21 protein-coding genes are annotated in these 23,707 nt (G+C 68.6%); 9 read left to right on the plus strand and 12 right to left on the minus strand.

What is annotated here, in order from left to right; genetic code table 11:
* Nucleotides 1-48 precede the first annotated feature (48 nt).
* Nucleotides 49-978, minus strand: a complete 930-nt coding sequence (locus VG556_RS10265; RefSeq protein ID WP_014647478.1) for a LysR family transcriptional regulator — start codon at nucleotides 976-978, stop codon at nucleotides 49-51.
* Between the two features lie 93 nt (nucleotides 979-1,071).
* Here VG556_RS10265 and VG556_RS10270 point away from each other — a divergent pair, with 93 nt between their 5' ends.
* Nucleotides 1,072-2,262, plus strand: a complete 1,191-nt coding sequence (locus VG556_RS10270; protein WP_014647477.1) for an MFS transporter — start codon at nucleotides 1,072-1,074, stop codon at nucleotides 2,260-2,262.
* 424 nt (nucleotides 2,263-2,686) lie between these two features.
* On the opposite strand, the gene VG556_RS10275 is transcribed toward VG556_RS10270, so the two are convergent.
* Both VG556_RS10275 and VG556_RS10280 read right to left on the minus strand, forming a co-directional pair.
* Complete coding sequence (locus VG556_RS10275; RefSeq protein ID WP_014647476.1) at nucleotides 2,687-3,340, minus strand: response regulator; 654 nt, start codon at nucleotides 3,338-3,340, stop codon at nucleotides 2,687-2,689.
* The gene (locus VG556_RS10280) at nucleotides 3,333-6,362 is read right to left on the minus strand and encodes a sensor histidine kinase (RefSeq protein ID WP_100450237.1); all 3,030 of its coding nucleotides are present in this window, start codon (nucleotides 6,360-6,362) and stop codon (nucleotides 3,333-3,335) included. Before VG556_RS10280 ends, VG556_RS10275 begins: the two co-directional genes overlap by 8 nt.
* A 96-nt stretch (nucleotides 6,363-6,458) precedes the next feature.
* Here VG556_RS10280 and VG556_RS10285 point away from each other — a divergent pair, with 96 nt between their 5' ends.
* The 7 genes from VG556_RS10285 (at nucleotide 6,459) to VG556_RS10315 (ending at nucleotide 13,235) form a co-directional block, all read left to right on the plus strand.
* Entirely contained in the window at nucleotides 6,459-6,791 is a 333-nt protein-coding gene (locus tag VG556_RS10285) for a hypothetical protein (protein ID WP_046431144.1), read from the plus strand.
* Nucleotides 6,792-6,868: 77 nt separating this feature from the next.
* The gene (locus VG556_RS10290; protein ID WP_049407118.1) at nucleotides 6,869-7,285 is read left to right on the plus strand and encodes a helix-turn-helix transcriptional regulator; all 417 of its coding nucleotides are present in this window, start codon (nucleotides 6,869-6,871) and stop codon (nucleotides 7,283-7,285) included.
* A complete protein-coding gene (locus tag VG556_RS10295) occupies nucleotides 7,282-7,938 on the plus strand; it encodes a hydrolase (protein ID WP_014647472.1) in 657 nt (218 codons plus the stop codon). The genes VG556_RS10290 and VG556_RS10295 overlap by 4 nt, the downstream gene beginning before the upstream one ends.
* 2 nt (nucleotides 7,939-7,940) lie before the next feature.
* Nucleotides 7,941-8,366 (plus strand): DoxX family protein, encoded by a 426-nt coding sequence (locus VG556_RS10300; protein ID WP_032958865.1) that lies wholly within the window; start codon nucleotides 7,941-7,943, stop codon nucleotides 8,364-8,366.
* A 119-nt stretch (nucleotides 8,367-8,485) separates the two neighbouring features.
* Nucleotides 8,486-10,333 (plus strand): amidohydrolase, encoded by a 1,848-nt coding sequence (locus tag VG556_RS10305; protein WP_181452951.1) that lies wholly within the window; start codon nucleotides 8,486-8,488, stop codon nucleotides 10,331-10,333.
* Nucleotides 10,312-11,595 (plus strand): alginate export family protein, encoded by a 1,284-nt coding sequence (locus VG556_RS10310; RefSeq protein WP_100450235.1) that lies wholly within the window; start codon nucleotides 10,312-10,314, stop codon nucleotides 11,593-11,595. Before VG556_RS10305 ends, VG556_RS10310 begins: the two co-directional genes overlap by 22 nt.
* On the plus strand, nucleotides 11,589-13,235 hold the full coding sequence (locus VG556_RS10315) for an MFS transporter (protein WP_100450234.1): 1,647 nt from the start codon (nucleotides 11,589-11,591) through the stop codon (nucleotides 13,233-13,235). Before VG556_RS10310 ends, VG556_RS10315 begins: the two co-directional genes overlap by 7 nt.
* Nucleotides 13,236-13,383: 148 nt before the next feature.
* Here the strand turns inward: VG556_RS10315 and VG556_RS10320 are convergent, their stop codons facing one another.
* The gene (locus VG556_RS10320; protein WP_100450233.1) at nucleotides 13,384-14,208 is read right to left on the minus strand and encodes an alpha/beta fold hydrolase; all 825 of its coding nucleotides are present in this window, start codon (nucleotides 14,206-14,208) and stop codon (nucleotides 13,384-13,386) included.
* Between the two features lie 186 nt (nucleotides 14,209-14,394).
* Here VG556_RS10320 and VG556_RS10325 point away from each other — a divergent pair, with 186 nt between their 5' ends.
* Nucleotides 14,395-14,781, plus strand: coding sequence for a hypothetical protein (locus tag VG556_RS10325; RefSeq protein ID WP_014647466.1), 387 nt, complete (start codon nucleotides 14,395-14,397; stop codon nucleotides 14,779-14,781).
* Nucleotides 14,782-14,856: 75 nt separating this feature from the next.
* Here VG556_RS10325 and VG556_RS10330 read toward each other — a convergent pair whose 3' ends face one another.
* The 8 genes from VG556_RS10330 to VG556_RS10365 all read right to left on the minus strand — a co-directional run bounded on the left by VG556_RS10330 (nucleotide 14,857) and on the right by VG556_RS10365 (nucleotide 23,693).
* Complete coding sequence (locus tag VG556_RS10330) at nucleotides 14,857-15,567, minus strand: DUF2968 domain-containing protein (protein WP_014647465.1); 711 nt, start codon at nucleotides 15,565-15,567, stop codon at nucleotides 14,857-14,859.
* A gap of 105 nt (nucleotides 15,568-15,672) precedes the next feature.
* Complete coding sequence (locus VG556_RS10335; protein ID WP_100450232.1) at nucleotides 15,673-17,823, minus strand: TadG family pilus assembly protein; 2,151 nt, start codon at nucleotides 17,821-17,823, stop codon at nucleotides 15,673-15,675.
* An 8-nt stretch (nucleotides 17,824-17,831) separates the two neighbouring features.
* Nucleotides 17,832-18,293: a DUF3613 domain-containing protein gene (locus tag VG556_RS10340; protein WP_049440896.1), complete on the minus strand. Its 462-nt coding sequence runs from the start codon at nucleotides 18,291-18,293 to the stop codon at nucleotides 17,832-17,834.
* On the minus strand, nucleotides 18,290-19,180 hold the full coding sequence (locus VG556_RS10345) for a Flp pilus assembly protein TadD (protein ID WP_100450231.1): 891 nt from the start codon (nucleotides 19,178-19,180) through the stop codon (nucleotides 18,290-18,292). The genes VG556_RS10340 and VG556_RS10345 overlap by 4 nt, the downstream gene beginning before the upstream one ends.
* A complete protein-coding gene (locus VG556_RS10350; protein ID WP_069116449.1) occupies nucleotides 19,180-20,115 on the minus strand; it encodes a type II secretion system F family protein in 936 nt (311 codons plus the stop codon). Before VG556_RS10350 ends, VG556_RS10345 begins: the two co-directional genes overlap by 1 nt.
* Nucleotides 20,116-20,143: 28 nt before the next feature.
* On the minus strand, nucleotides 20,144-21,100 hold the full coding sequence (locus VG556_RS10355; protein ID WP_100450230.1) for a type II secretion system F family protein: 957 nt from the start codon (nucleotides 21,098-21,100) through the stop codon (nucleotides 20,144-20,146).
* Nucleotides 21,101-21,102: 2 nt separating this feature from the next.
* A complete protein-coding gene (locus tag VG556_RS10360) occupies nucleotides 21,103-22,452 on the minus strand; it encodes a CpaF family protein (RefSeq protein ID WP_014647459.1) in 1,350 nt (449 codons plus the stop codon).
* Nucleotides 22,437-23,693, minus strand: coding sequence for an AAA family ATPase (locus VG556_RS10365; protein WP_041863560.1), 1,257 nt, complete (start codon nucleotides 23,691-23,693; stop codon nucleotides 22,437-22,439). Before VG556_RS10365 ends, VG556_RS10360 begins: the two co-directional genes overlap by 16 nt.
* Nucleotides 23,694-23,707: the final 14 nt, after the last annotated feature.

The following is a 23,707-nucleotide window of genomic DNA, read 5'->3' on the forward strand; positions in this document are numbered from 1 at the left end:
TCCCCGTGGGAAGGGATCCGACCCTGTGGCTTCGATGCGGTCGGTGACCTAGCGCGGTGCCGGCCGCATTCCGTGCAGCTGCGGCAGTGCGGCCTTCATCGCATCGATGAAGGCGCGCAGCCGTGGCGGCTGCTGGCGCGCGGCGGGAAATACCACGTGTACCGGCAGCGCCGGCGCCTGCCAGTCCGGCAGCAGCTGCACCAGCCGCCCTTGTGCGAGGTCTCCGGCCACCAGCCAGGCCGAGACCACCGCTGCACCCAGCCCAGCACATGCGGCCTGTTGCACCACGAACAGGTTGTCGCTGAGCAGGCGCGGGCTGATCGAAAGGGTATGCGCACGCCCCTGTGCGTCATGCAGCAGCAGGCGTTCGCGGTAGTAGGTGACCAGTGAAATCCACGGCAGTGCCTGCGCCTGTTCTGGTGTGCTGATCGCGGTGGCCTGCACCAGCGAGGGCGCTGCCACGACGATGCGCGGCACTTCGGCGAGCGGCAGTGCGACCATGCGCGGTTCGTCGACGGGGCCTACCCGCACTGCGCAGTCGATGCCTTCGGCGATGAAATCCGGGCGGCGATCTTCCAGGATCCACTCCAGGCTCAGCTGTGGGTGCTGGGCGAGGAAGGCGAGCATGGTCGGCAGCAGCTGCGCCTGGCCGAAGGCATGCGGCACCATCACCCGCAGGCGTCCGCGCAGCGTTTCCGGTTCGCCGTGCAGTTCGGCCTGCAGCGACTCCCATTCGTCGACCACGCGTTGCGCATGGCGCTGGCAGCGCAGGCCATCTTCGGTCAGCTGCAGGCCATGGGTGGAGCGCTGCAGCAGGCGCAGGCCGAGCTGCCGCTCCAGTGCCTGAAGGCGCCGGCTGACCGTCGGCTGGGTGGTGCCCAGCTGCACGGCGGCGGCAGACAGGCTGCCGGCATCGACGATGCGCAGGAAGGTGCGCAGCAGATCCAGGCGATCGGCGCCGGTGGCGAGGTCATTCATGCGTGTCACGTATGAAGTATATGTGCTGGAGCCTACTACAGACGCATGGCGAATACGGGCAGGATACGCCCACTTCCTCCACCGGACTCCCCCATGTCTACCCCTTCGCTGTCCGTCGTCGCACCCGCGAACGCGCCTTCCACCCCGCTGGTGCTGGCGATGGCGGCCGGCGCCGGCTTTTCGGTCGCCTCGCTGTACTACAGCCAGCCGATGCTGGGCCTGATCGCGCAGGACCTTGGCGCAGGTGAGCGCGCCGCCGGGCTGGTGCCGACCCTGACCCAGCTCGGCTACGCGCTGGGCATCCTGCTGCTGGCACCGTTGGGCGACCGCTTCGACCGCCGCCACCTGATCCTGTTGAAGTCCGCGCTGCTGGCGTTGGCACTGGGCGCCGCAGCGATGGCCGGGCACCTGCCGGGCCTGCTGATGGCCAGCCTGCTGGTCGGGTTGATGGCCACGCTGGCGCAGGACATCGTGCCGGCCGCTGCGGTGCTGGCGCCGGATGCACAGCGCGGCCAGATCGTCGGCCGGGTAATGACCGGCCTGCTGCTCGGCATCCTGCTGTCGCGCGTGGTCAGTGGCGTGGTGGCCGAGGCATGGGGTTGGCGCACGCAGTTCGTGCTGGCCGCGGTATCGGTGGCGGCGATGGGCGCAGTGATGGCGCGTGCGCTGCCGCGTTTCGCACCGACCAGCACGCTGCGCTATCCGGCGTTGCTGGGCTCGTTGCTGGCGTTGTGGCGCGAGCAGCCGCAGCTGCGCCGCGCGGTGGCGAGCCAGTCGTTGCTGGCGGTCGGCTTCAGCGCATTCTGGTCGACGTTGGCGCTGATGCTGCATGCCCGCCTGGGCCTGGGCAGTGCGGCGGCGGGTGCGTTCGGTATTGCGGGTGCGGCCGGTGCGCTGGCCGCACCGTTCGCAGGACGTTTCGCTGATCGCCTGGGTTGCCATGCCGTGGCGCGGTTGGCGATCGCGGTGGCGCTGCTGGGCTTCGGCCTGCTGCTGGCCGAAGCCTGGCTGCCGGCCGCCGCGCTGCTGCCGCTGCTGGTGGTGAGTGCGCTGCTGTTCGACTTCGGTTTCCAGTCGGCGCTGGTGGCGCACCAGACGCTGGTCTATGGCCTGGTGCCGCCGGCACGCAGCCGGCTCAACGCGCTGCTGTTCACCGGCATGTTCATCGGCATGGCCGCTGGCGGTGCGCTGGGCAGCCTGGCGCTGGCGCAGTGGGGGTGGCACGGCGTGGCCTGGCTGGCGGTGATGTGCGCGGGCGGCAGTCTGCTGCTGCGTTTGAAGTAGGGGGGGTGTTCGGCAGGGCTTGCAGCCCTGCACCTGCGGTAGTCCCGGCCGCTGGCCGGCAACAGCGCAAACAGCGGATTTTCAGTAGCCTTCGACAGGTTCCTGCGGTCTGCTGGAACGGCTCTTGGGGTCAGATCCGTTTTCCGAAGGAAAACGGATCTGACCCCTGATTGATTTCGATATCTGACAGAAGTGTCGACCAAGGTCGACACCTACCAAACGCCATCGGAATCCGTCAGAGGTGGGGCGGTGTCGGAGTGCGGGGTGTCAGCCGCATGGATGCGGCTGCCAAGCTTGCAGGGACGTATTTGCAGCGTCCCCGCAGTCCGACACCGCCCCGCCAACCCACGGAATGCCGCTTCTGCTGTTGCTGTTGCTTGAATGCCGCGGCAGGTGCAGGGCTGCAAGCCCTGCCGAACAACCCCTAATCGTGACCGCTGTCGTCCAGGCTGATGATGCCGCGCCGCAGCGCCTGGGTCACCGCGTGCGTGCGATCACCCACCCCGAGCTTGTCCATCAGGCTCTTCATGTGCGCCTTCACCGTCTGCTCGGAAATCTGCATGCGCTCGCCGATGCGCTTGTTCGACAGGCCACCGGCCACATGCCGCAGCACCTCGGTCTCGCGCGGCGACAACCGGTCCTCCACCACATGTGCGGCAATGCTCGCAGCGACTGCCGGTGGTATCGGTGCGCGCCGGCCGCCAGCGACCATGCGGATCGTATCGACCAGCTCGTGGCGCAGCATGTCCTTCAACAGGTACGCACTGGCGCCGGCCTGCAGCGCCCGTACCGCACGCACGTCACCGCGATAGGTGGTCAGCACGATGATGCGCGCACGCGGGTCCATCGCGCGGATCCGCACGATGGCTTCCACACCATCCAGGCGTGGCATCTGCAGGTCCATCAGCACCACGTCCGGCTGCAGCTGCTGATAGCGCTCAATGGCTTCCTCGCCATCGGCGGCCTCGCCGAGCAGGCGCAGGTCGGAATGGGCGCCCAGCAGCGCGGCCAGGCCGTCACGCAGCAGAGGGTGGTCGTCGACCACCAGCACGCCGATCGGGGCAGGGGACTCAGTCATGGTGGCTTCTACTCCAGGGCCAGCGCCAACGCGATGGGCGGCGGTGATACAGGCGACGGGCGGGAACCGCCAGCGCGACTTCAGTGCCCAGCCCGGGGCGGGTCCACAGCCGCAGCTCCGCGCCGAGGCGCTGCGCGCGCTCACGCATGCCCTGCAGGCCCCAATGGCCATGCCCGGCATTTTCGTCGGCGATGCCGACGCCATCGTCGCGCACGTGCAGCAGGAAGCACCGCGCGCCGTAGGACAGCTCTACCTCGATGGCGCTGGCATTGGCGTGGCGCAGTGCATTGCGGATGGCCTCGCGGCCGATCAGGAACACTTCCTCGGCGGCATCGGCCTGCAGCGCTGGTGTTGCGCCTTCCACAGTCAGGCGCAGCGGATTGGTGCCGTGCCCGGCGTATTCGGCGTGAACATCGGCCAGCGCCGAAGCGAGGTCGCGGCCCGCGAAAGGACCGTCGCGCAGTGCGTTGACCCGCTCCCGGCCCTCGGCCAGGTTGCGTTCGGCCAGCTGCATCGCCGATTCCAGCTGGCCGCGCACCCTGTCCGGGGTCTGCGGCGACTGGCTGATCGCGTGCAGCCGCAGGATCAGGCCCTGGCTGCCCTGCAGCAGCGTGTCGTGCAGGTCGCGGGCAATGCGTTCGCGTTCGCCATGGCGTTCCTGCAGGCGCGCACGGAACAGTGCAGCCAGCTGCCCGCTGCGGATGCGCACCGCCAGGACCAGCAGCGCAAGCACCGCGGCGGCGCACAGCAGCTTGAACCACAGGGTCTGCATGAAGGTAGGGGCGATGCGGAAGGTGCGGCTGGCGGGTGCAGTGCTCCAGATGCCGTCTTCGTTGGCGGCTTCCACCTCGAACCGGTAATTGCCCGGTGCGAGGTTGGTGTAATACGCGCGCGTGCTGCTGCCGGCATCCTGCCAGCCGTCGTCGACCCCGGACAGGCGATAGCGGTAGCGGTTGCGCTCCGGGCGCGCCAACGACAGCGCCACGTAATCGATCTGCAATTGGCTGGTGCCGGCCGGAAGGCGCAGGCCGTCGCGCAGTGGCTGGTGTTCACTGCCGTACAGCACGTCGCCGATGCGCACGCTGGGCGCCATGGTGTTGACGTGCGAGCGGGTGGTGTCCAGCCAGGCCAGGCCCTGGTTGGTGGCCAGCCACAACAGGCCATCGCTGGCCAGCGCGGTGGTGGAGATCGGTCCGCTCTGCAGGGCGATGCCCGGCATGCCATCCACCGCATCGAACAGGCGGGGCGTCACCGGCTGCCGGCTGCGCAGTGCGCGCCGCAGCTGATCGCTCCCGAGCCGGACCAAGCCACGACTGCCATTGAGCCAGAGGTAGCCATTCGCATCGGCCACCATGCCGGTGATGCCTTCCATGACGCCGGCCATGTCGGTGCTCACCTGAACGAACCGGCCATTGCCCGGGCGCACGGCCAATCCGGCCTCGCCGGCTACCAGCAGGAGGTCCTGATGATCGAGTACCGCCGTGATCGGCCCGACCGACAGGCCGTGGCTGGCGTCGAAGGTTTCGATCTGCGTCGCCCCCATGCGGCGCAGCCGGCCGTCTGCATAGCCGAGCAGCAGCTGGCCGTTGGCATCCAGCGCCAGTGACGAGCAGGCCTGTTCGGGCAGGCGGCGTTCGCGTTGCCACTGGCCCTGCTGGTAGTGCAGCACCCCCCGTTCGCCGGTGCAGACCCAGGCCTGTTCGTCGTCGGGGAACAGCAGGGCATGCAGTGGTTGCCCGGTGAACGGCGCAGGCAGCGGAATCCGCGTGGTGCGGCCGGCCACGGTGCGCGCAAGGTTGACCCAGTCGAACTGCCAGATCGGGGCAGCTGCCTGGCGCGCGGCGGCCTGCAGCTGCGTGGCGCTGCCATCGAGCAGGGTGCGCTCGAGGTCGTAGGGCTTGAGGTCTTCGCCATAGCCATACACATGGCCATCGCTGGCCCGCACCAGCGAGCGGTAGGGATCACTGGGACCAACCGCCAGCGTGTGCACGCTGCGCGCGCGGAAGCGGTTGAGGCCGAGATTGGTGCCGACCCAGAGATTGCCTTCGCGATCAACGATGATCGGCACGGCCGAGGTGGCGGTCAGCCCGTGCGGCGAATCGAAGCGCTCCATGCGTATGGCGCGGTCGCCATCGAAGGTGACCCGGGCGACACCGCCATGCGGGCTCATCGTTGCCCACAGCGCGCCATCGGCAGTGAACTGCAGGCGCGCCGCCACCAGCTCCGGCAACCGCCGTGCCTCGCGCTCGCTGTCCGGCAGCAGGCCTCGTGCGTTGGCCAGCGGCGACGTACCGCGCACGCGGTCGGCCAGCCACACTTCCCCCTGCGGACTTTCGGCCAGCGTCGCCATCTGCGAAACGGCGATGCCGGTGTCCTTGAAGGCCGCCTGGCCGGCCGCGCGCACCCAGATCTTCAGGTCGGCCAGTACCCAGAAGGTGCCGCGGCTGTCGTGCAGCAGCCATTGCACGCGATGTTCCGGCACCCCCATGCCAGCGGGCAGCGGCTGCCAGCGTTGGCCAGTGAATTGGCGTAGTCCACCATTGATCGCGGCCCACAGCCGGCCGTCAAGGTCCTGGCTGAAGTGTGGCACCACACCCACCGGCACGCCCTGGTCGCGGCCGTAGTTGTGCAGCTGGCCGCGCGCAAACTGACTGATGCCGGCCTGGAAGTAGCCGATCCACAGTGCATCGTCGCGGCCCCGCGCAAGGGTGACCATGTTGGTGGACGGGAAATGGCTGCCCGCGGGAGCGGCCTGGCGTTCAAAGCGACGACCGTCGAAGCGGTACAGCCCTGAGCCGGTGGCCAGCCACAACAGGCCATCGCGGTCCTGGGTGATGTCCCAGATGTCACCGGGGGCGCCCTGGCCGACGCGCCAGGCCGTGTGCTCGTAATCGGGCAACCCGCCGCTCACCGGCGGGCGCTGCACGGCAAGGGCGGGCAGGGCGGTCAACAGCAGCAGGCAGGTCAGCAGCGTCCGCAGGTGACGTTGCAACAGGAAGGGGCGGCCACGCATGGCGCGCATTCTGGCAGGTGCGGGGCAGTCCGGGGTGACCCGAACGGGGTAGGCAGTGGCCGCCGTGGTCGGCTATCACGCCGGCATGACCCCTGGAGCCCGGCCATGCAGCGCCTGTTCGTGATGTTCCCTGATCGCGGTCCGGGCATCGGCCTGCTGTGGCTGCGGCTGTGCCTGGCCGCCGCGCTGTGCGCGCCTGGCACGCATGCTGGTTGGGGGGCGGTGCTGTGCGGGCTGGCGGCGGCCATGCTCGTGCTGGGCGTGTTGACGCCGCTGGCGACCCTGATGGCAGCCGCGACCATGTTCGCGCAGCAGGCACCGTGGCCGCTGGTGGCGTTGCCTGCGGCGCTGCTGATGCTGGGGCCGGGCGCCTACTCGGTGGATGCGCGCTTGTTCGGGCGCCGCCTGCTCGGCCGTCGGCCTCCCCCATTCGGGTAGGTGCCGGCCTCGACCGACGGGGGTAGGGCATCGTGCGCCGGCCACGCACCATGGGCCACCCCCTCGCGGCGCCCCGCATGGCCACCGTCAGTCCGTCCGATCCGTCCGCCACCCCGCTTGCCCCGCAGCAGGCCGCCGCACTGCAGCGCGCCCTGCGCTATGTCGATGAGCACCTGTCGCAGCCGCTGCGGGTGACCGAGCTGGCGCAGGCTGCCTGTGTCAGCCGCTTCCACCTGGTGCGCCTGTTCCGTAGCGGCACCGGTGCCAGCCCGCTGCGCTACGTGCGCCGCCGCCGCATCCAGCGTGCCTGCCAACTGCTGCCCAGCGCGCAGTTGCCGATGGCGTGCCTGGCCCAGCAGCTGGGCTTCTTCGACCAGAGCCATTTCGTCCGCAGCTTCCGCGCCGAGACCGGCTGCAGCCCCGGCCAGTATCGGGCCGGCGATGCGGCCCTGCTGCTTCCCCCTGATCATGTTTCCCACGGAGTCCACCCATGAGCCTTGCCACCGCCACGCCCGCCCCGGCCCTGCTGTCGCCCACCGACCATGCCCTGGTGCTGATCGACTTCCAGTCGCAGATGGCATTTGCTACCCACACGATCGACATCTCCGCGCTGCGCAACAACGTGTCGCTGATCAGCAAGGGGGCCAAGGGGTTCAACGTGCCGGTCGTGTTGACCACGGTGGCCGAGACGTCATTCTCCGGCCCGATGTTCCCGGAACTGCCGCAGATCTTCCCGGGCCAGCCGGTGTTCGACCGCACTTCGATGAATACCTGGGAAGACCAGCCGGTAATCGATGAGATCAACCGCATCGGCAAGCGCCGGCTGGTTCTTGCCGGCCTGTGGACCAGTGTCTGCATCGTGGGTCCGGCGCTGTCGGCGCTGGCGCAGGGCTTCGAGGTCCACGTGATCACCGATGCCTGTGGCGATGTCAGCGAAGAAGCGCACGAGCGTGCGATCACCCGCATGGTGCAGGCCGGCGCGGTGCCGATGACCAGCGTGCAGTACCTGCTTGAACTGCAGCGTGACTGGGCACGCGGTGAAACCTACGACCTGACCACCGGCATCGCCCGCGACCACGCCGGCGGCTATGGCATCGGCATCCAGTACGCCAAGCGCATGTTCGGCGCGCAGGAAGGCGGGCACTGAGCATGCTGGCCGGCCACGGCCTCGACCTGGCCCTGCTGATGCTGCGGGTGGCGGCAGGCGGCTTCCTGCTGCCTCACGCGCTGGGCAAGCTGTTTGGCTGGTTCGGCGGACCGGGGCTGGCCGGCTTCGCCACCGAGCTGCGCGGTTTCGGGCTGCCGGCAGTGGCGCCGTTGCCGCTGCTGTTGTCCCTGCTGCAGGTGCTGTCCGGGCTGGCCGTGCTGCTGGGCTGGCAGACCCGCATCGCCGCGCTTGCCGCCGCTGCCTTCATCGGCTTCACCGTCCTGTTGGCCTTGCCCAGGGGCTGGTTCTGGATGCGCGGCGGCAGTGAGTACCCGCTGATGTGGACCACGGTGCTGCTGGCCATCGCCCTGGCCGGGCCGGGGGCCTGGGCGCTGGACGGTCCACGACTTCCGGGAGCTTTCGCATGAGTCACGATCCCCTCGACCACGGCCGCCGCAACGTGGTGCTGGCCAGCGGTGCCGCGGTTGCGCTCGGCCTGGCCGGTCGCGCCGCTGCCGCACTCGATTCCACTTCCAAGGAGCGTCGCATGAGCACGCTGGTCATCCGCAATGCCCGCATCACCACCCTCGACCCGCAGCGGCCGCACGCGCAGGCACTGGCCGTGCAGGAGGGCCGCATCGTCGCTGTCGGCAGCGATGAGGAGATCATGCGCGGCTGGGGCAATGAAGCGACCCTGATCGATGCGCAGGGCCGGCGCCTGCTGCCCGGCCTAAACGACAGCCATACCCATCTGATCCGCGGTGGCCTGAACTACAACCTGGAGCTGCGCTGGGACGGTTTGCGCTCGCTGGGCGACGCGCTGGACATGTTGAAGGCCCAGGTCGACCGCACCCCGGCACCGCAGTGGGTGCGCGTGGTCGGTGGCTTCACCGCCGCACAGTTCAACGAGAAGCGCCTGCCGACGCTGCAGGAGCTCAACGACATTGCGCCGGATACGCCGGTGTTCCTGCTGCACCTGTATGACCGCGCGCTGCTCAACCGCGCCGCGCTGCGCGCCTGCGGCTACAGCAAGGACACGCCGGATCCACCGGGCGGGCAGATCGTGCGTGACTCGCTGGGCAACCCGACCGGGCTGCTGCTGGCCAAGCCCAACGCGCTGATCCTGTATGCGACGCTGGCCAAGGGGCCACGCCTGCCGATCGAGTACCAGGCCAACTCGACGCGCCACTTCATGCGCGAACTGAACCGGCTCGGCATCACCTCGGTGATCGACGCTGGCGGTGGTTTCCAGAACTACCCCGAGGACTACCAGGTCATCGAGCAGCTGCATCGCGATGACCAGCTGACGGTGCGCATCGCCTACAACCTGTTCACCCAGAACAAGGGCAAGGAAGTGGACGACTTCCGCGGCTGGAGCGAGATACTGCAGCCGCGCCAGGGCGATGACCTGCTGCGCCACAACGGCGCTGGCGAAATGCTGGTGTTCTCCGCGGCCGACTTCGAGCTGTTCAACGAGCCGCGCCCGGAACTGCCGCCTGAGCTGGAACCGGAACTGCACGATGTGGTGAAACTGCTGGTCGAGAAGCGTTGGCCGTTCCGCATCCACGCCACCTATGACGAGAGCATCACCCGCATCCTCGATGTGTACGAACAGGTCAACCGCGAGGTGCCGTTCGATGGCCTGCACTGGTTCATCGACCACGCCGAGACCATCACCCCGCGCAACATCGAACGCATCCGCGCGCTGGGCGGCGGCATCGCCGTGCAGCACCGCATGGCCTACCAGGGCGAAGCCTTCGTCGAGCGCTACGGCGTGCAGGCGGCGCGGCACACGCCGCCGGTCAAGCGCATGCTGGCCGAAGGCGTGCCGGTCGGTGCCGGTACCGATGCCACCCGCGTGGCCAGCTACAACCCGTGGGTGGCGTTGTCCTGGCTGGTGACCGGGCGCACCGTGGGCGGGCTGGCCCTGTATGGCGATGAGAACCTGCTCGAGCGCGAACAGGCGCTGCGCCTGTGGACCCAGGGCAGCGCCTGGTTCTCCGGCGACGAAGCGGTGAAGGGCACGCTGAAGGTGGGCCAGCTGGCCGACTTCATCCTGCTCTCGGCCGATTTCTTCCGGGTCGATGACGCGCAGATCGCTGACATCACCAGCGTGCTGACCGTGGTCGGCGGGCGCATCGTGCATGCCGACGCCGACTATGCAGGGCTTGCGCCGCAGCTGCCGCCGGCAATGCCGGACTGGTCGCCGGTCAACCGGTTCGGTGGTTACCACGTTGGCGGTGCTGCCACCGGATTGGCCGCCGCGCATCGCCACCATCACGGCGTGGCCTGTAGTACGCATGGTGCTCACGGCCATGCCGCGCAGCACGCGGCGCCCACCGACGACCTGAGCGCCTTCTGGGGTGCGATGGGATGCTCGTGCTTCGCGTTCTGAGCCTGGCGCTGCTGGCCATGCCGTGGATGGCGCTGGCCTGTGACACCGGCCGCTGCACCGACATGGGCGGCGGGCAACTGCAATGGGACGCCTCGCTGCGCTTCAGGGGGATGTACTACGACCCGGCCCGATTCGGTATCGGCGGCAGTGAAGACGGCTACGGTCTGCTGCGTGCACTGGCGTCGGCCACGTATGTCGAGGACAACTGGCAGGCACGGGTGCAGCTGGGCGTGCATGCCGAGACTGGCAAGGCAGGTGGACCGGGTCGTACCGACCGTGGCGCGTTGGACGTGCAGCAGGCGTACTGGCGCTGGCAGCGCGGTGGGTTCCATCTGCAACTCGGCCGGCAGGAAGCCGGCTATGGCAGCTCGCGGCTGTTGTCGGTGCGCGATGGGCCGAACATCCGGCTGGCATTCGATGGTGCCCGTGCAGGCTGGAAAGGCCGCCTCGGCACGCTGGACCTGATGGCGCTGCGACCGCTGGAGAACCGACCCGGCGCCTTCGATGACCGCGGCGAACGCGGTGCCCACTTGTGGGGCGCGTATGCGACCACCGCGCGTGGTCGTGGCCCAGGCCAATGGGATCTGTACCTGCTGGACTACCGTCGTGAAGGCGCGCGCTTTGCGGCGGGCTCCGGTACCGAGCGACGGCAGACCCTCGGTGCGCGTTGGTTCGGCCAGGCTGGTGCACTGGACTGGAACAGCGAGCTGGTGGCGCAGGGCGGTGAACTGCGAACGACCGCTGGCACGCTCGATATCCACGCCTGGACGCTGGCCACCGATACGGGGTGGCGCTGGACGGACCTGCCGCTGCAGCCGCGTCTGGGGCTGAAGGCCGACATCGCCAGTGGCGATGGCAATCTGCACGACGGCCGCCTGGGCACCTTCAATGCCTTGTTCCCGAAGTCGGCCTATTTCAGCGAGGCCAGCCTGCTGGCCCCGGCCAACCTGATGGACGTCCAGCCGACCCTGACACTGCGCCTGCACGACGCGGTGACGACGGAACTGGGCGTACAGATGGCCTGGAAGCATCGCCGCGCCGATGCGGTCTACACCACGCCGGCACCGCTGGTGGCGTTGCCGGGCAGCGCCGGCGGCGCGCGCCGCATCGGCACGCAGTACAAATCCGAAACCCGCTGGCAGGCCAGCGAACACTGGCAATGGCAGCTGCAGCTGGCCTGGGTCGATGCCGGGCCTGCACTGAAGCAGGCCGGCGGCCAGGACACGCTGTTCGCCTCGATCGTTGGAGCATGGCAATGGTGAACGCAACCGCGTCGCAACCCCCCGCACAGGCCGCAGGCGCCTGGTCCCCACTGAAGATCCAGATGTTCCGCTCGATCTGGCTGGCGATCCTGGCCAGCAACATCGGCACCTGGGTCAACGACGTGGCCGCCGCCTGGGTGATGGCCGAACGTACCGGCTCGCCGTTGATGGTGGCCCTGGTGCAGTCGGCCACCACCGTGCCGATCGTGCTGCTGGCACTGGCCGCCGGAACCCTGGCCGACATCGTTGATCGCCGCATGTACCTGCTGGCCACGCAGGGTTGGATGCTGCTGGTCGCCGCCGTGATGGCGGCGCTGACCGCAATGGACATGCTGACCCCGCAGCTGCTGGTGCTGCTGACCTTCTGCATGGGCTGCGGTGCGGCGATGGCGATGCCGGCGCAGGCCGCTATCGTGTCCGAACTGGTGCCACAGCCGATGCTGGCCTCGGCGGTGGCGCTGAACTCGATCGGCATCAACATCGCGCGCTCGATCGGCCCGGCCATCGGCGGCGTGATCGTCGCCCAGCTCGGTGCGGTCTGGGCCTTCGGCTTCAACGCCATCACCTTCGCCGCGATGCTGTTCGTGGTGTGGGGCTGGAAGCGCGACCCGAAGCAGTCCAGCCTGCCGCCGGAAGGCTTCGGTGCGGGCCTGAAAGCGGGCCTGCGCTATGCCAGCCGCGCCGGGCGGTTGCAGGCGGTGTTGATCAAGTCGGTCGGCTTCTTCTTCTTCGCCGCAGCGATGAATGCGTTGCTGCCGGTGGTGGTGCGTGGGCAGATGCAGGGCGGGGCGGGCCAGTACGGCATGCTGCTCGGCTGCATCGGCATCGGTGCGGTGGGTGGTGCGCTGCTGCTGCCGAAGCTGCGCGCGCAGCTGGATCGCGACCTGCTGGTGCTGCTGGCGACCCTGTCGCTGGCCATGAGCCTGGTCGGGCTGGCGCTGACCCGAAGCTGGTACGTGCTGCCGCTGGTGATGCTGGTCAATGGCTTTGCCTGGATCACCGTGCTGTCGTCGCTGCAGATCGCGGCGCAGACCGCAGTGCCGGCGTGGGTGCGTGCGCGTGCGCTGGCGCTGTACATCATGGTGTTCTCTGCCGGCATGGCCGCCGGCGGCCTGAGCTGGGGCGCACTGGCTCAGCGCACCTCGCCGGAGCTGGCCCTGCTGGTGGCTGCTGCGGGTGCGGTCATCGGCGGGTTGCTGGTGTGGCGCGTGCGCATCGCCGGCACCGAAGACCTGAACCTGCGTCCGGCGGGGCACTGGCCAGCCCCCGAACTGTCGGTACCGGTATCCAATGATCGAGGCCCGGTGCTGGTGACCATCGAGTACCGCATTGACGATGCTGATCGCGCCGCGTTCCAGGCGCAGATGCGCGCACTGGGCACCATCCGCCGCCGCGATGGCGCCGTGGTCTGGGGCGTGGTCGAGGATGTGGCCACCCCGGGCATCCATCTGGAGTATTTCGTGACCCCGTCGTGGCTGGAGCACCTGCGCCAGCACGAACGCATCACCGCCGACGACAGGGCGATCCAGGAAGTGCTGCGCGGATTGCATCGCGGTGAGCGTGCGCCGGTGGTGCGCCACTTCGTAGGCGGGCACAACCCGCTGCCTGCCGCTGTGCCGCATCACCACACCGACATCTGACAAAAAAAGGGGACGGACAAAAAAAGGGGACGGACAAAAAAAGGGGACGGAGGGGATTAAGTCGTTTGTGCACAAACGACTTAATCCCCTCCGTCCCCTTTTTGCGATCGAAGGGGCGGCGGCACCGTTACAGTGCCGCCGCGGCGCATCAACTGCGCGCGAACGCCAACAGGTCGGCGTTGAACTGCTCGGCGTGGGTGATGGTCAGGCCGTGCGGGGCACCGGCGTATACCTTCAGTTCGGCATTCTTGATGATCTGCGAGGAGAGCTTGGCCGAGGCATCGAACGGGACGATCTGGTCGTCATCACCGTGCACGACCAGTGCCGGCACGTCGATCTTCTTCAGGTCTTCGGTGTAATCCACTTCCGAGAATTCGTGCACGCAGTCGTACTGGCCCTTGACGCCACCGAGCATGCCCTGCAGCCAGAACGCATCACGCATGCCCTGGGTGACCTTGTTGCCATCGCGGTTGGCGCCGAAGAACGGGGTGGTCAGGTCCTTGAAGAACTGCGAACGGTCGCCGCCGGTGCCCTTGCGGATGCCGTCGAAGACCTCCAGCGGGGTGCCGGCCGGGTTGCCGGCGGTCTTGAGCATCAGCGGCGGCACGGCGCCGACCAGCACCACCTTGGCCACGCGCGTGCTGCCGTGGCGGCCGATGTAGTGGGCCACTTCGCCGCCGCCGGTGGAATGGCCGACCAGGATCGCGTCCTTCAGGTCCAGCGCCTCGATCACTGCAGCCAGATCGTCGGCGTAGGTGTCCATGTTGTTGCCGTCCCAGGTCTGGCTGGAACGGCCGTGGCTGCGGCGGTCGTGGGCGATCACGCGGTAACCGTTCTGGCCCATGAACAGCATCTGCGGATCCCAGGCATCGGACGACAGCGGCCAGCCGTGGGCGAACACGATCGGCTGGCCGTTGCCCCAATCCTTGTAGAAGATGCGGGCGCCGTCGGCGACGGTGACGAAGTTGCTCATTGCAGGTTCCTTGGCGGAAGGGAGGGAAGGCACCGGCAGGCTGCCGGTGCCTTCGGCAGTACAGCGCAGGTGCCGGCGACGGACTTGCACCGCTGTGCTGGATTGCAGAGGATGTGACGCATATCGCTCTGGCGGGACCCGAGTCGCGCGCCGAGGATGTCCGCAGCCCGCCTGTGGAATGCCCGGATGCCCGCCACGCGATGGTCCCTGCTGTTGTGCCTGCTGTTGCCGATGGCCGCGCCGGCTCAGACCAATGTCTACAAATGCGTGGATGGACCGCATCCGGTCTACCAGCAGACACCCTGCCAGGGCCGGGCGGCGTGGCGCTGGGATGTCCCGGCGGAGCAGTCATTGTCCCGTGGGGCGGTGGTTCCCGCAGTCACGCCATCGAAGCCGTCGCGTCGCCCGCGTCGTGCCGTCCGGGCGCAGGGCGCATTGATCACGATCAGCACGGATGCGGCGGCCTGCGAGCGTGTGCGCCGCCAGCGCGGACAGGCGCTGCTCAAACGTCGGCGGTTGGATTTCGTGCAGCGCCGGCAGCTGGATGACGCGGTCTACGACGCCTGCCAGTGAAGTGGTGCACTGAAGTGCCGAAAACAACAACGGCGCCCTGGGGCGCCGTCGTGTGCAATGCCGTGAGTGCAGCTCTCAGCGGCCGTCGCTGGTGGCGGCCGGTGCCGGCGAGGGCACGCTGTCCGGCTTGGGCAGGCTCAACTCCGGGTTGCCCTGTTCGGCCTGCAGGATCTGGATGCGGCGCTGCAGGGCGTCCAGCTGGCTGTTGGTGCTCTGCACATCGGTGCTGAGGCTGACTGCCTGCTGCTGGGCCTGCTGCAGGGCGGCGCTGACCTGCGCCGACTGTGCCTGCTGCTGTTCCATTTCCTGCTGCAGGGTGCGCAGGCGTTCTTCGTTGTAGGCCACCAGGCGCTCGGTGTAGCGCTTGCCGGCTTCCAGGCGGGTGGTGTCGATGTAGACCTGGGCCAGCTGCTCGGACTGCTGCGCGAAGGTGCGGTAGACACGTTCGGCGTTGTCCACCGCATCGGTCTTGATCACCCGCCAGAAGTTCTTCTCCTGGAACAGGGCGACGTAGTAGGTCAGGGTATTGGCGTTGAACAGCAGGCTGGCGCCGTAGTTGCCGTTGTAGGTGGTGCGCAGCTCGGTCAGCTGGCGCGAATCCATCAACTGCTTGAGCTCGTCCACGGTATTGCGCACCACCGGCGCGCTGCGCGCCGGTTCGGCTGCAGCCTCGCGGTCGCCACGCGCGGCCATCGCCGCCGGTGCCACCAGCATCATGGCCACGGCCAGCACTGCTGCGTTGCGCGCGTGCCGGGCGAAGACCGCGCCCCCTGAAGTTTCTCGCATGTCTAGACCATCCACGGATGAGTGTGGGTTGAGATGAAGGTGGTTCCCCGCCGGGAGTCTAGCATGGGCGCGGGCGCCGCCAAGGGCGGCGGTCACGGCGCGATTTCAATAGACCAGCTGTGCCGCGCTGCACTGGATCGACTGCACGTTGACGTCGGTCCGGCCCAGTTCCAGGCCCAGCACGCTGGCCAGCAGGTTGGTCAGCAGAGTGCCGACACTGTTGAGCACCGGTCGCAGTGCGGCCAGGATCGGCTTCAGCACGGTGCACAGCAGGCCGCTGCAGCTGACGCTTCCGTCGGGGTTGGCGACGCCGCTGCCACCGGCGCCATCGAGGAAACCCGCCGGCGCGGTCTGGATGTACGACGCCAGGTTGTTGCGCACGCAGCCGTTGTAGTCGATCAGGTTGCCGAGCAGGCTGTCGCAGCGGTTGATCAGCAGGCCGCCGGCCAGCGAGCCGAGCAGGCCATCGAGCAGGCCCAGGCCCTGGCCGGTGACGGTCGTCCTGTAACCGGTCCACACCGAACCGTCTTCCCAGCAGGTGGTCAGGCCCAGCAGGCAGGGCTTGGGGACGCCATTCTTCACCGTCCAGTTGCCCAGCGGGGCGAGGTTGCGTGCCGGATCGCCATCGCGCAGCAGCGGGATGACCTGGTCGACGTTGTAGCGTCCGCCAGTGGGAAAGGCCGCCTGCAGGTAACGATCGGCCAGCGCCTTGGCCGTGTCGTTGGCACTCATGCCCTGCTTTGGCGAGCTGAGCATGCCCGACAGCACCCGCAGCAGCTCGTTGACCAGGCTCGACACTGCGTCACCGATCGCGAGCGGATTGATCCGGGTCGAGCCGGTCTCGCCCGCAGCCAGGGTCAGGTCCTGTGAGCCGGTGAGGGCGGGCAGGGTTATCCTGTCGTTGATCAGCGGCTGGCCCAGCAGCTTCAACAGCTGTTCGTTCTGCAGCGTGGCGTCGCAGACATTGGCCTTGGAGAATCGCTGTGCGGGGTCGACGTTGCCGACGCAGGCACGCAGCACCGATGAATCGACCTGGATGGTGGCCTTGGGGGGACTGCCGCCGCACTGGATGCCGGTCAGGGTACCCATGCCGTTGGCCACGTCGACGTGCAGCGGCAGGTGCAGGCGCGTGCCGAGCAGGTTCAGCAGCGGCCCAAGCGCGAACAGGTTGTTGCTGTCCACGTCCACCATCAGCCGCACCTGCGCATTGTAGGCGCGGGTGCCGACGCCGCCGATGGCGATCGACGGCGGCTCGACCACGCCGCCCTGGATGTTGATGCCCAGCAGGTCCAGCCCCTTGATCGTCACGCCGTTGCCATCGTTGGCGATGGAGATGGCGGTGCTGATCAGGTTGAGCACGTTGATCTTCGATTCCAGTGCGCTGCCGACGGTGCCGTCGGGTGAGACAACTTCCGCGAACAGCCCGCCGCCGCCGGCCTGGCTGCCGAGCACGATGTTGAGCTTGTTGATGTCCAGCTGGGTGGCGACCAGGTCGGACAGGGCGCGCAGCTGCACGCCCACCGTCGAGTCACGGCCGACCACGGTGGCGGTGGCATCGACCAGTTGCGCCAGCGAGATCTTGTTGACCGACAGCAGGCGGTTGAAATCGGCCACGCTGAGGTTGGCGCTCACCGGGATGTTGAGTGCCTTCAGCAGGCCGGATGGGGTGACGTTGGCCTGCGCCAGACCGTCATAGGACAGCACCGTGGCATTGCTGACATCCAGGCCGACCAGGCGCAGGGTCGACAGCAGTACGGAATCGCCATTGGTGCGCAGCAGCTGCGAGCCCACCGCGAACACCGCCGTGGGCTCCGAGCGGCGGGCGACCGCCTGCACGCTGACGGTCGGCAGGCTGGTGTTCTGGCCGAAGAAGGGCAGCACGCTGCGCTCGGCGATCACCTGCACCGCATTGCGCGGGTTGCTGGCATCAACGCTGGTGACGAAACGGTTGCTGGTACCGCGGCTGGCACTCCAGTTGCCGCAGCGGACCTGCAAGGTGCCTGCGAACCTGTTCTGGGCCAGTGCGCTTTGCCGGGCGGCGCTGTTGTCGCTGTTGTCCGCGCTGCACAACTCCAGTCGCTGCGCGCCGGCCAGTGCGGCCAGATCGGCAACCTTCTGCGCATCGCGCTTGGCCCAGAACAGATAGCCGATCTCGATCAGGCCCAGCATCGCCAGCAAGGCCAGCATGACCAGCATCATGGTGACCGACATGCCGCCGCGTGCGCGGCCGAAACTGAACTGGCGTGGGCGTTTCATGGCCTACCTCAGCGTCCGGAGGAGGAGGCATCCTTGGACCGGGCAACATCGGTCTCAAAGAAGTCCGGAATCTCGTGTTCAAAGCTCTTCAGGTAACGCGCATAACTCAGGGTGGCCTGGTCACCCAGGATCGGCAGGCGCTGGCCGGCCTGCTGTCCCGACGCCTGCAGGCGAAACAGGTTGCGGGTGGCTTCGCCGCTCTGCAGGCGCGCACGCGGTGTTGCCGGCGGGGCACCGTCGGTTGCGGGGAGTGCCGGTGGCACCGCTGCCACCGCCGCGGATGCGGCGGGTGCGGCCAGCTCCACGGTGGGAAGCGGCTCGGCCTGCATCGGTGCTGCGGCCGGTGCCGACGGCAAGGGGCCACCTAGCATCTGTCCGGTCAATGGCTGTTGCTGGGCCTGCACGGCACCGGCAGCAAGCAGGCAGGACAGCACGGGCAACAGGCGTCGGGTCAGGCGCATCGCAGTCATGGTGTGCTTCCGGTCGGGTGTTCGGTGGTGCTGAAGCGTTCCAGCATCGACGGTGGCAGGCGCTGCGGATCGCGCTCGTCACGTGCTTCGCGGCGTGGTTCGGCTGCCAGCCGGGTACTGCCCGACGCACGGGCGCCGTGTTCGCTGCTGGCCGCAGGCGCAGGCGCAGGGGCGTTGACGGCGGCCGCCGCCTGCCGCTGCTGCAGGCGCGTGCGGATCTGCTGGGCCTGCTGCTGGATGCTGCGGCGCGTTTCGTCGTTGAGGTTGGCCTGTGCCGCCAGGCGCTCCGCGGTGGCCTGGTCGCCGCGCAGGAGCGCCCACAGTGCGAGATTGGCCGTGGCCTTGGCGTTGCCTGGCGACAGTTCCAGGGCCTTGGCCAGCGGCTCGCGCGCCTGGTCGAACTGGCCGGCGCGCAGCCGCGCATAACCCAGGTCGCCCAGGTAGTCGGTGTTCAAGGGCTGCAGTTGCGTGGCGCGCGCCAGCGCCTGTTCGCTGCCGGCGTCGTCATCGCGGCGTGCAGCGATCAGGCCCAGGCCGTGGGCGGCCGCAGCGGCCTGCGGCCCACTGGACAGCTCGCGATACAGCGCGACCGCTGCGTCGCTCTGGCCAGTCTCGCGCAGGGCGTCGGCCTGCAGCAGGCGCAGGGCGGGGCGATCACCATAGCGTTGGCGGAAGGCCTCCACGTGGGCGAGCGAGGCATACCAGGCGCCCTGCTGCTGCATGCGCTCGATCAGCTCCAGATAGGTGTTGCGGCTGTCCTGCGGATCGGGCTCCGGCGGCGCAAGGCTGGGCGCCCGCACGTACTTCGGCGTGGTCGATGCGCAGCCACTGGCCAGGGTGGCGAGGGCGACGGCAAGCAGCAGGCAGGGGGTGCGCAGGGCAGGCATCAGGGCGATCCCATCTTGGACATGGTGGTGGCCAGCGCGACCAGCGCTGGACCGGCAAGCACCAGCATCAGTGCCGGCAACAGGGTCAGCATCATCACCACGGTCATCTTCACCGAGAGCTTGCCGACCTTTTCCTTCAACGTGTTGCGGCGCTGCTCGCGCAGGCGGATGCTGAACTGGCGCAGCGGTTCCTGCACGGCGCCGCCGTGCGCATGCACCTGCAGGATCAGCTGCATCAGGCTGGCCAGGTCGTCATCGGCGTAGACCTCGCTCAAGCGCCGCAGTGACTGCGCGCGGGTGCGGCCGTGGGTGTAGGCTACGTTGGCTTCCTGCAGTTCGCCGCCCAGTACCGGCAACGCATCGCGCAGCTTGTCGCCCAGCGTCTGCAGGCTCTGGTCCATGCTGAAGCCCACGCCCTGCAGCAGGCGCAGCAGGTCGATCAGCAAGGGCAGTTCGTTCTCGACCGCGCGGCGGCGGCGCTTGACCCACGACGACAGCACGAACTTGGGCAGCAGCAGCCCGGCCGCCAGCGCACCGATCACCACCATCACCCTGGCCAGACCGTGCGCGCTGCTGAACGCCAGCGCCAGCGCCAGCACCAGCAGCGCAAGCAACAGGCGCAGGCCGAGATAGATGGCGGTGCCGCGGCGCGTGTTCCAGCCGGCCAGGTCCAGCAGCAGCCTGTCCTCGTTGGCCAGCAGCGCGGCCTCCAGGCGGCCACCACTGAGCGAGCGCCCGAAGCGCTCGAGCCAGCCCAGCGAGTCGCGGCGCGTGGCCCCGGTGTCGCGGGCTTCCTCGCGCGGCTGCAGGGCGGTCTTCAGCGCGGCCGAGGTGCGGTGCTCGCGATGGCTGCGCACCCAGCCGGCAATGCCGAGCAGGGCGACGCCCGCTGCCAGCACCAGCAGCGAAAGGGCGAACCAGGCGCTGGCGCTCATCGGGAACCTCGCGGGTAGCTGCGGGCGGTCATAGCGATTTGGCCAGGCGGTACAGCAGCAACGCCCCGAGCAGTTCCAGGCCCAGTGCGATCAGCAGGATCCTGTGGCCGAGCGGGTCATGCAGCACCGGCTGGAAGAACGCCGGGCTGGAGATCGCCATCAGCACCGCACTGGCCGGTGGCAGCAGCCCCAATACCCAGGCCGACATGCGGGTTTCCGAGGTGGTGGCGGCCAGCTCCTGCTGGGCCTGCTCCAGATCGCGCATGAAATCACCCATGCGCTGCAGGATCTGGTCGGCGCGCCCGCCGATGCGCACGCTCACCCCGATCACCACCGCCAGCACCTTCAGCACGTCCATCCGGTACGGCTGTGCGGCCAGGCTCAATGCACGATCCAGCTCCATGCCGCTGCGCGCATAGCGCACCGTGGTGTCCAGCAGGCCGCGCAGTGGCGCGCTGGTCTGCATCGAAGACACCTGGAACGCGGCCTGCAGGCTGTTGCCCAGCGCGGTGAGGCGGACCAGGTTGTCGAGGAAGTCCGGCATCTGGTGCAGCAGCTGCGCGCGCAGTTTCGTGATCCGGCGCATCACCCACAGCCAGCAGCCCAGCAGGTACAGCAGAAGGGTCAGCGGAAACATCCAGGCCGTGCCCAGCCGCACCGCCGCCACGACCGCAAGCACCAGTCCCGGTACCAGCAGCATCAGTGGCAGCTTCCAGCCCGGCTGCAGGCCGGCGCGCTGCAGGACGCCATCCCAGGGTAATGCGCGGCTCCCACTGCTGGCGGGGCGGGCCGAATCGTTCGCCGCCGCAACGGCAGGCCCGGCCGGCACCGCACTGGCCGTGCTGCCGCGTGCCAGCTGCTGCTCGGTGTGCTGCAGCGAGGCCTGGCGCTGTTCACGGCTGCTGGCGGTACCCCACAGCCAGACGGCCAGCGCCAGCAGCACCGAGATGATGCTCAACACGCCCAGCAGCAGGCCGGTGCCCATGTTCAGAAGTCCCCGTAGAGTGATTCGCGCAGCTGCTGGCGGAACGGCTCCAGCTTGTGCGAATGCGGATGGAAGCCCAGGCCGATCCAGCGGTCGGTCTCGCGGCCGGTGCCATCGATCTGCACCTCGTGGCGGAACATCTCCTGGGTGGTGATCAGGTTGTCGCTGACCCCGGTGATCTCGGTGATCGAGACCAGCACCCGGCGCCCGCTGCCCAGTCGCGAGATCTGCACGATGAAATCAATGGCGCTGGCGATCTGCCGGCGCAGGCTGTCTTCGCTGCCCTGGAAGCCGGCAAACCCGGCCAGCATCTCGATGCGGTACAGGCAGTCGCGCGGCGTGTTGGCGTGGATGGTGGCCATCGATCCGTCGTGGCCGGTGTTCATCGCCTGCAGCATTTCCAGCACTTCAGCGCCGCGCACTTCGCCGACCACGATGCGGTCCGGGCGCATGCGCAGGCTGTTGCGCACCAGGTCGCGGATGCTGACCGCGCCCTGGCCCTCGGCGCCGCCGATGCGGCTCTCCAGGCGCACCACGTGCGGATGGTTCAGCGAAAGCTCGGCGGTGTCCTCCACGGTGATGACGCGCTCATCGGCCGGCACGTAGCTGGCCAGGGCATTGAGCAGCGAGGTCTTGCCCGAGCTGGTGCCGCCGGAGACCAGGATGTTGCAGCGCCCCAGCACCATCGCCTTCAGCAGTGCCTGCATCGGTGCGTCGAAGGTGCCCTTGGCGAGCAGTTCGTCGGGGGTGAACGGGTCCTTGCGGAACTTGCGGATGGACACCATCGGTCCGTCCACCGCCAGCGGCGAGATGATCGCGTTGAGGCGGCCACCGTTGGGCAGGCGCGCGTCGACCATCGGATTGGAATCATCCAGCCGGCGGCCGAGCGGGGCGAGGATGCGGCGCAGGATGCGCAGCAGGTGGGTATCATCGGTGAAGCGCTGGGTGGCGCGCTTGAGCTGTCCGCCCTGCGAAACGTGCACATCCTTGAAGCCGTTGATCAGGATGTCTTCGATGGAGGGGTCGTGGAGCAGGTCGTCCAGCGGGCCGAAACCGGTCAGCTCCTTGACCAGTCCCTCGGCGACCACCTGCATCTCTTCTTCGTTGATCGGGATGCGCCATTCCTGGATGAAGCCCACGGTCTGCACCTGCACCCAGCGGGCGATGGTGTCCGGGGCCCAGGAATCGATGTCGATGCGCTCGTCCTCGATGCTGTTGAGCAGGTGCTCATGCGCGGCCGACAGCACCTTCTGGTACTGCTCGGTCTGCGCGAACGGCAGGTGGCCCGGGGCAGATTCGGGCAGTACCGGGCGGGCAACGGCATGCGGGAACGGGGTTACCTTGTCTTCCATTGCGATCCACCCAGGGCAAGGGAGAGTCTTTCCCGCAGGCCATGCGGCTGGACCGGGCAGGCGGCCGGATCCAGGCGCGACACGAGCGGGGCGAGGGCACGCAGATAGGGGTCGCGCGGGGCATCCTGCAGCAGCAGGTGTCCCTGGCTGGCGGCCAGGCGCACGCGCGGTCGTTCGGGCAGCGTCGCCAGCAGCGGTACTTCGAAGCGGCGTGCGATCTGTTCCGGGCTCATGCCGCTGCTGTCATCGTGGCGGTTGATCACCAGTTGCAGGCGCTTCTCGCGCTCACGCTGGCCCGCCAGGTGCTTCAGGGCCTGGTCCAGAGAAACCAGCGTGGCGATCGAGGCATCGGTGACCAGCCAGATCTCGTCGGCCTGGTCCAGCAACAGGGGCGGAAGCTGCCGCAACGGGCAGCCGCCGGCATCGCACAGCACGCTGGCGAACACGCCGCGCAGGCGCTGCAGCAGCGCGCCAGGATCCGAGGGCGGGACGGCATCGCTGCCACTGGCACGATCCAGCAGCACCAGCCCGGAGTCATGGCGCGCCATGGCCGTGCGGGCGAGGGTGGCATCGATGCGGCTGGCATTGCGCAGCGCGTCTTCGTAGTGGAAGCGGCTGTCGAGATTGAGGTACAGCGCGAGGTCGCCGGAGGGCTGCGCCAGCTCCATCAGCAGGCCGTCCTGCTGCACGGCTTCGCCCTGGGCCAGGGCGCGCGTCTGCTGCGCCAGCACCGAAAGATGTGCGGCCAGGGTGCTGGTGCCGACGCCGGCGCGCACACCCAGCAGCACGATCAGGCGTGCCTTGTGTGCGTGCTGGGCAACCGCTGCCGGGCGCGGAGACAGGGCGCGCCGCAAGGCCGCCTCGATGCCTGCGTCGTCACTGTCCAGGTCCAGTACATCGCGCAGGCCGGCGCGCAGCGCGATCACCACGCCTTCGACCTGGCCGGCGCTGGTGGCGCCCACGGCCACCAGCGGCAGGTCCGGTTGGGTCTGCTGCAGCTGCTGCGCCAGCACGCTCGAGGCGGCCGCATGCTCGGGCCGGAAGTCGAGCAGCACCAGGCTCTGCGGGCCGCGTTGCAGGTCCTGGGCGGAGGTGGGGGCGTTGCTGTCCTGCCAATGCAGGGCGGTGCTCGGCGGCAGCTTGGCGGCCAGCCGGGGCAGCAGTTCGCGGTCGATGCCGTACAGGACCAGGTTCATTGGCGGTCCTTGCGGATGCAGCGGCTGGGCGGTGGCGTAGGGCATGGGCGTGGTATCGC

The sequence above is a fragment of the Stenotrophomonas sp. CASM106 genome (genome assembly GCF_049384825.1).
In the GTDB taxonomy this organism is placed as follows: Bacteria; Pseudomonadota; Gammaproteobacteria; order Xanthomonadales; family Xanthomonadaceae; genus Stenotrophomonas; species Stenotrophomonas muris.

Coding starts and splice junctions, on each gene's coding strand:
- VG556_RS10265 (WP_014647478.1), bottom strand. CDS start 978: ATGAATGACCTCGCCACCGGCGCCGATCGCCTGGATCTGCTGCGCACC.
- VG556_RS10270 (WP_014647477.1), top strand. CDS start 1,072: ATGTCTACCCCTTCGCTGTCCGTCGTCGCACCCGCGAACGCGCCTTCC.
- VG556_RS10275 (WP_014647476.1), bottom strand. CDS start 3,340: ATGACTGAGTCCCCTGCCCCGATCGGCGTGCTGGTGGTCGACGACCAC.
- VG556_RS10280 (WP_100450237.1), bottom strand. CDS start 6,362: ATGCGCGCCATGCGTGGCCGCCCCTTCCTGTTGCAACGTCACCTGCGG.
- VG556_RS10285 (WP_046431144.1), top strand. CDS start 6,459: ATGCAGCGCCTGTTCGTGATGTTCCCTGATCGCGGTCCGGGCATCGGC.
- VG556_RS10290 (WP_049407118.1), top strand. CDS start 6,869: ATGGCCACCGTCAGTCCGTCCGATCCGTCCGCCACCCCGCTTGCCCCG.
- VG556_RS10295 (WP_014647472.1), top strand. CDS start 7,282: ATGAGCCTTGCCACCGCCACGCCCGCCCCGGCCCTGCTGTCGCCCACC.
- VG556_RS10300 (WP_032958865.1), top strand. CDS start 7,941: ATGCTGGCCGGCCACGGCCTCGACCTGGCCCTGCTGATGCTGCGGGTG.
- VG556_RS10305 (WP_181452951.1), top strand. CDS start 8,486: ATGAGCACGCTGGTCATCCGCAATGCCCGCATCACCACCCTCGACCCG.
- VG556_RS10310 (WP_100450235.1), top strand. CDS start 10,312: ATGCTCGTGCTTCGCGTTCTGAGCCTGGCGCTGCTGGCCATGCCGTGG.
- VG556_RS10315 (WP_100450234.1), top strand. CDS start 11,589: ATGGTGAACGCAACCGCGTCGCAACCCCCCGCACAGGCCGCAGGCGCC.
- VG556_RS10320 (WP_100450233.1), bottom strand. CDS start 14,208: ATGAGCAACTTCGTCACCGTCGCCGACGGCGCCCGCATCTTCTACAAG.
- VG556_RS10325 (WP_014647466.1), top strand. CDS start 14,395: ATGCCCGCCACGCGATGGTCCCTGCTGTTGTGCCTGCTGTTGCCGATG.
- VG556_RS10330 (WP_014647465.1), bottom strand. CDS start 15,567: ATGCGAGAAACTTCAGGGGGCGCGGTCTTCGCCCGGCACGCGCGCAAC.
- VG556_RS10335 (WP_100450232.1), bottom strand. CDS start 17,823: ATGAAACGCCCACGCCAGTTCAGTTTCGGCCGCGCACGCGGCGGCATG.
- VG556_RS10340 (WP_049440896.1), bottom strand. CDS start 18,293: ATGACTGCGATGCGCCTGACCCGACGCCTGTTGCCCGTGCTGTCCTGC.
- VG556_RS10345 (WP_100450231.1), bottom strand. CDS start 19,180: ATGCCTGCCCTGCGCACCCCCTGCCTGCTGCTTGCCGTCGCCCTCGCC.
- VG556_RS10350 (WP_069116449.1), bottom strand. CDS start 20,115: ATGAGCGCCAGCGCCTGGTTCGCCCTTTCGCTGCTGGTGCTGGCAGCG.
- VG556_RS10355 (WP_100450230.1), bottom strand. CDS start 21,100: ATGGGCACCGGCCTGCTGCTGGGCGTGTTGAGCATCATCTCGGTGCTG.
- VG556_RS10360 (WP_014647459.1), bottom strand. CDS start 22,452: ATGGAAGACAAGGTAACCCCGTTCCCGCATGCCGTTGCCCGCCCGGTA.
- VG556_RS10365 (WP_041863560.1), bottom strand. CDS start 23,693: ATGCCCTACGCCACCGCCCAGCCGCTGCATCCGCAAGGACCGCCAATG.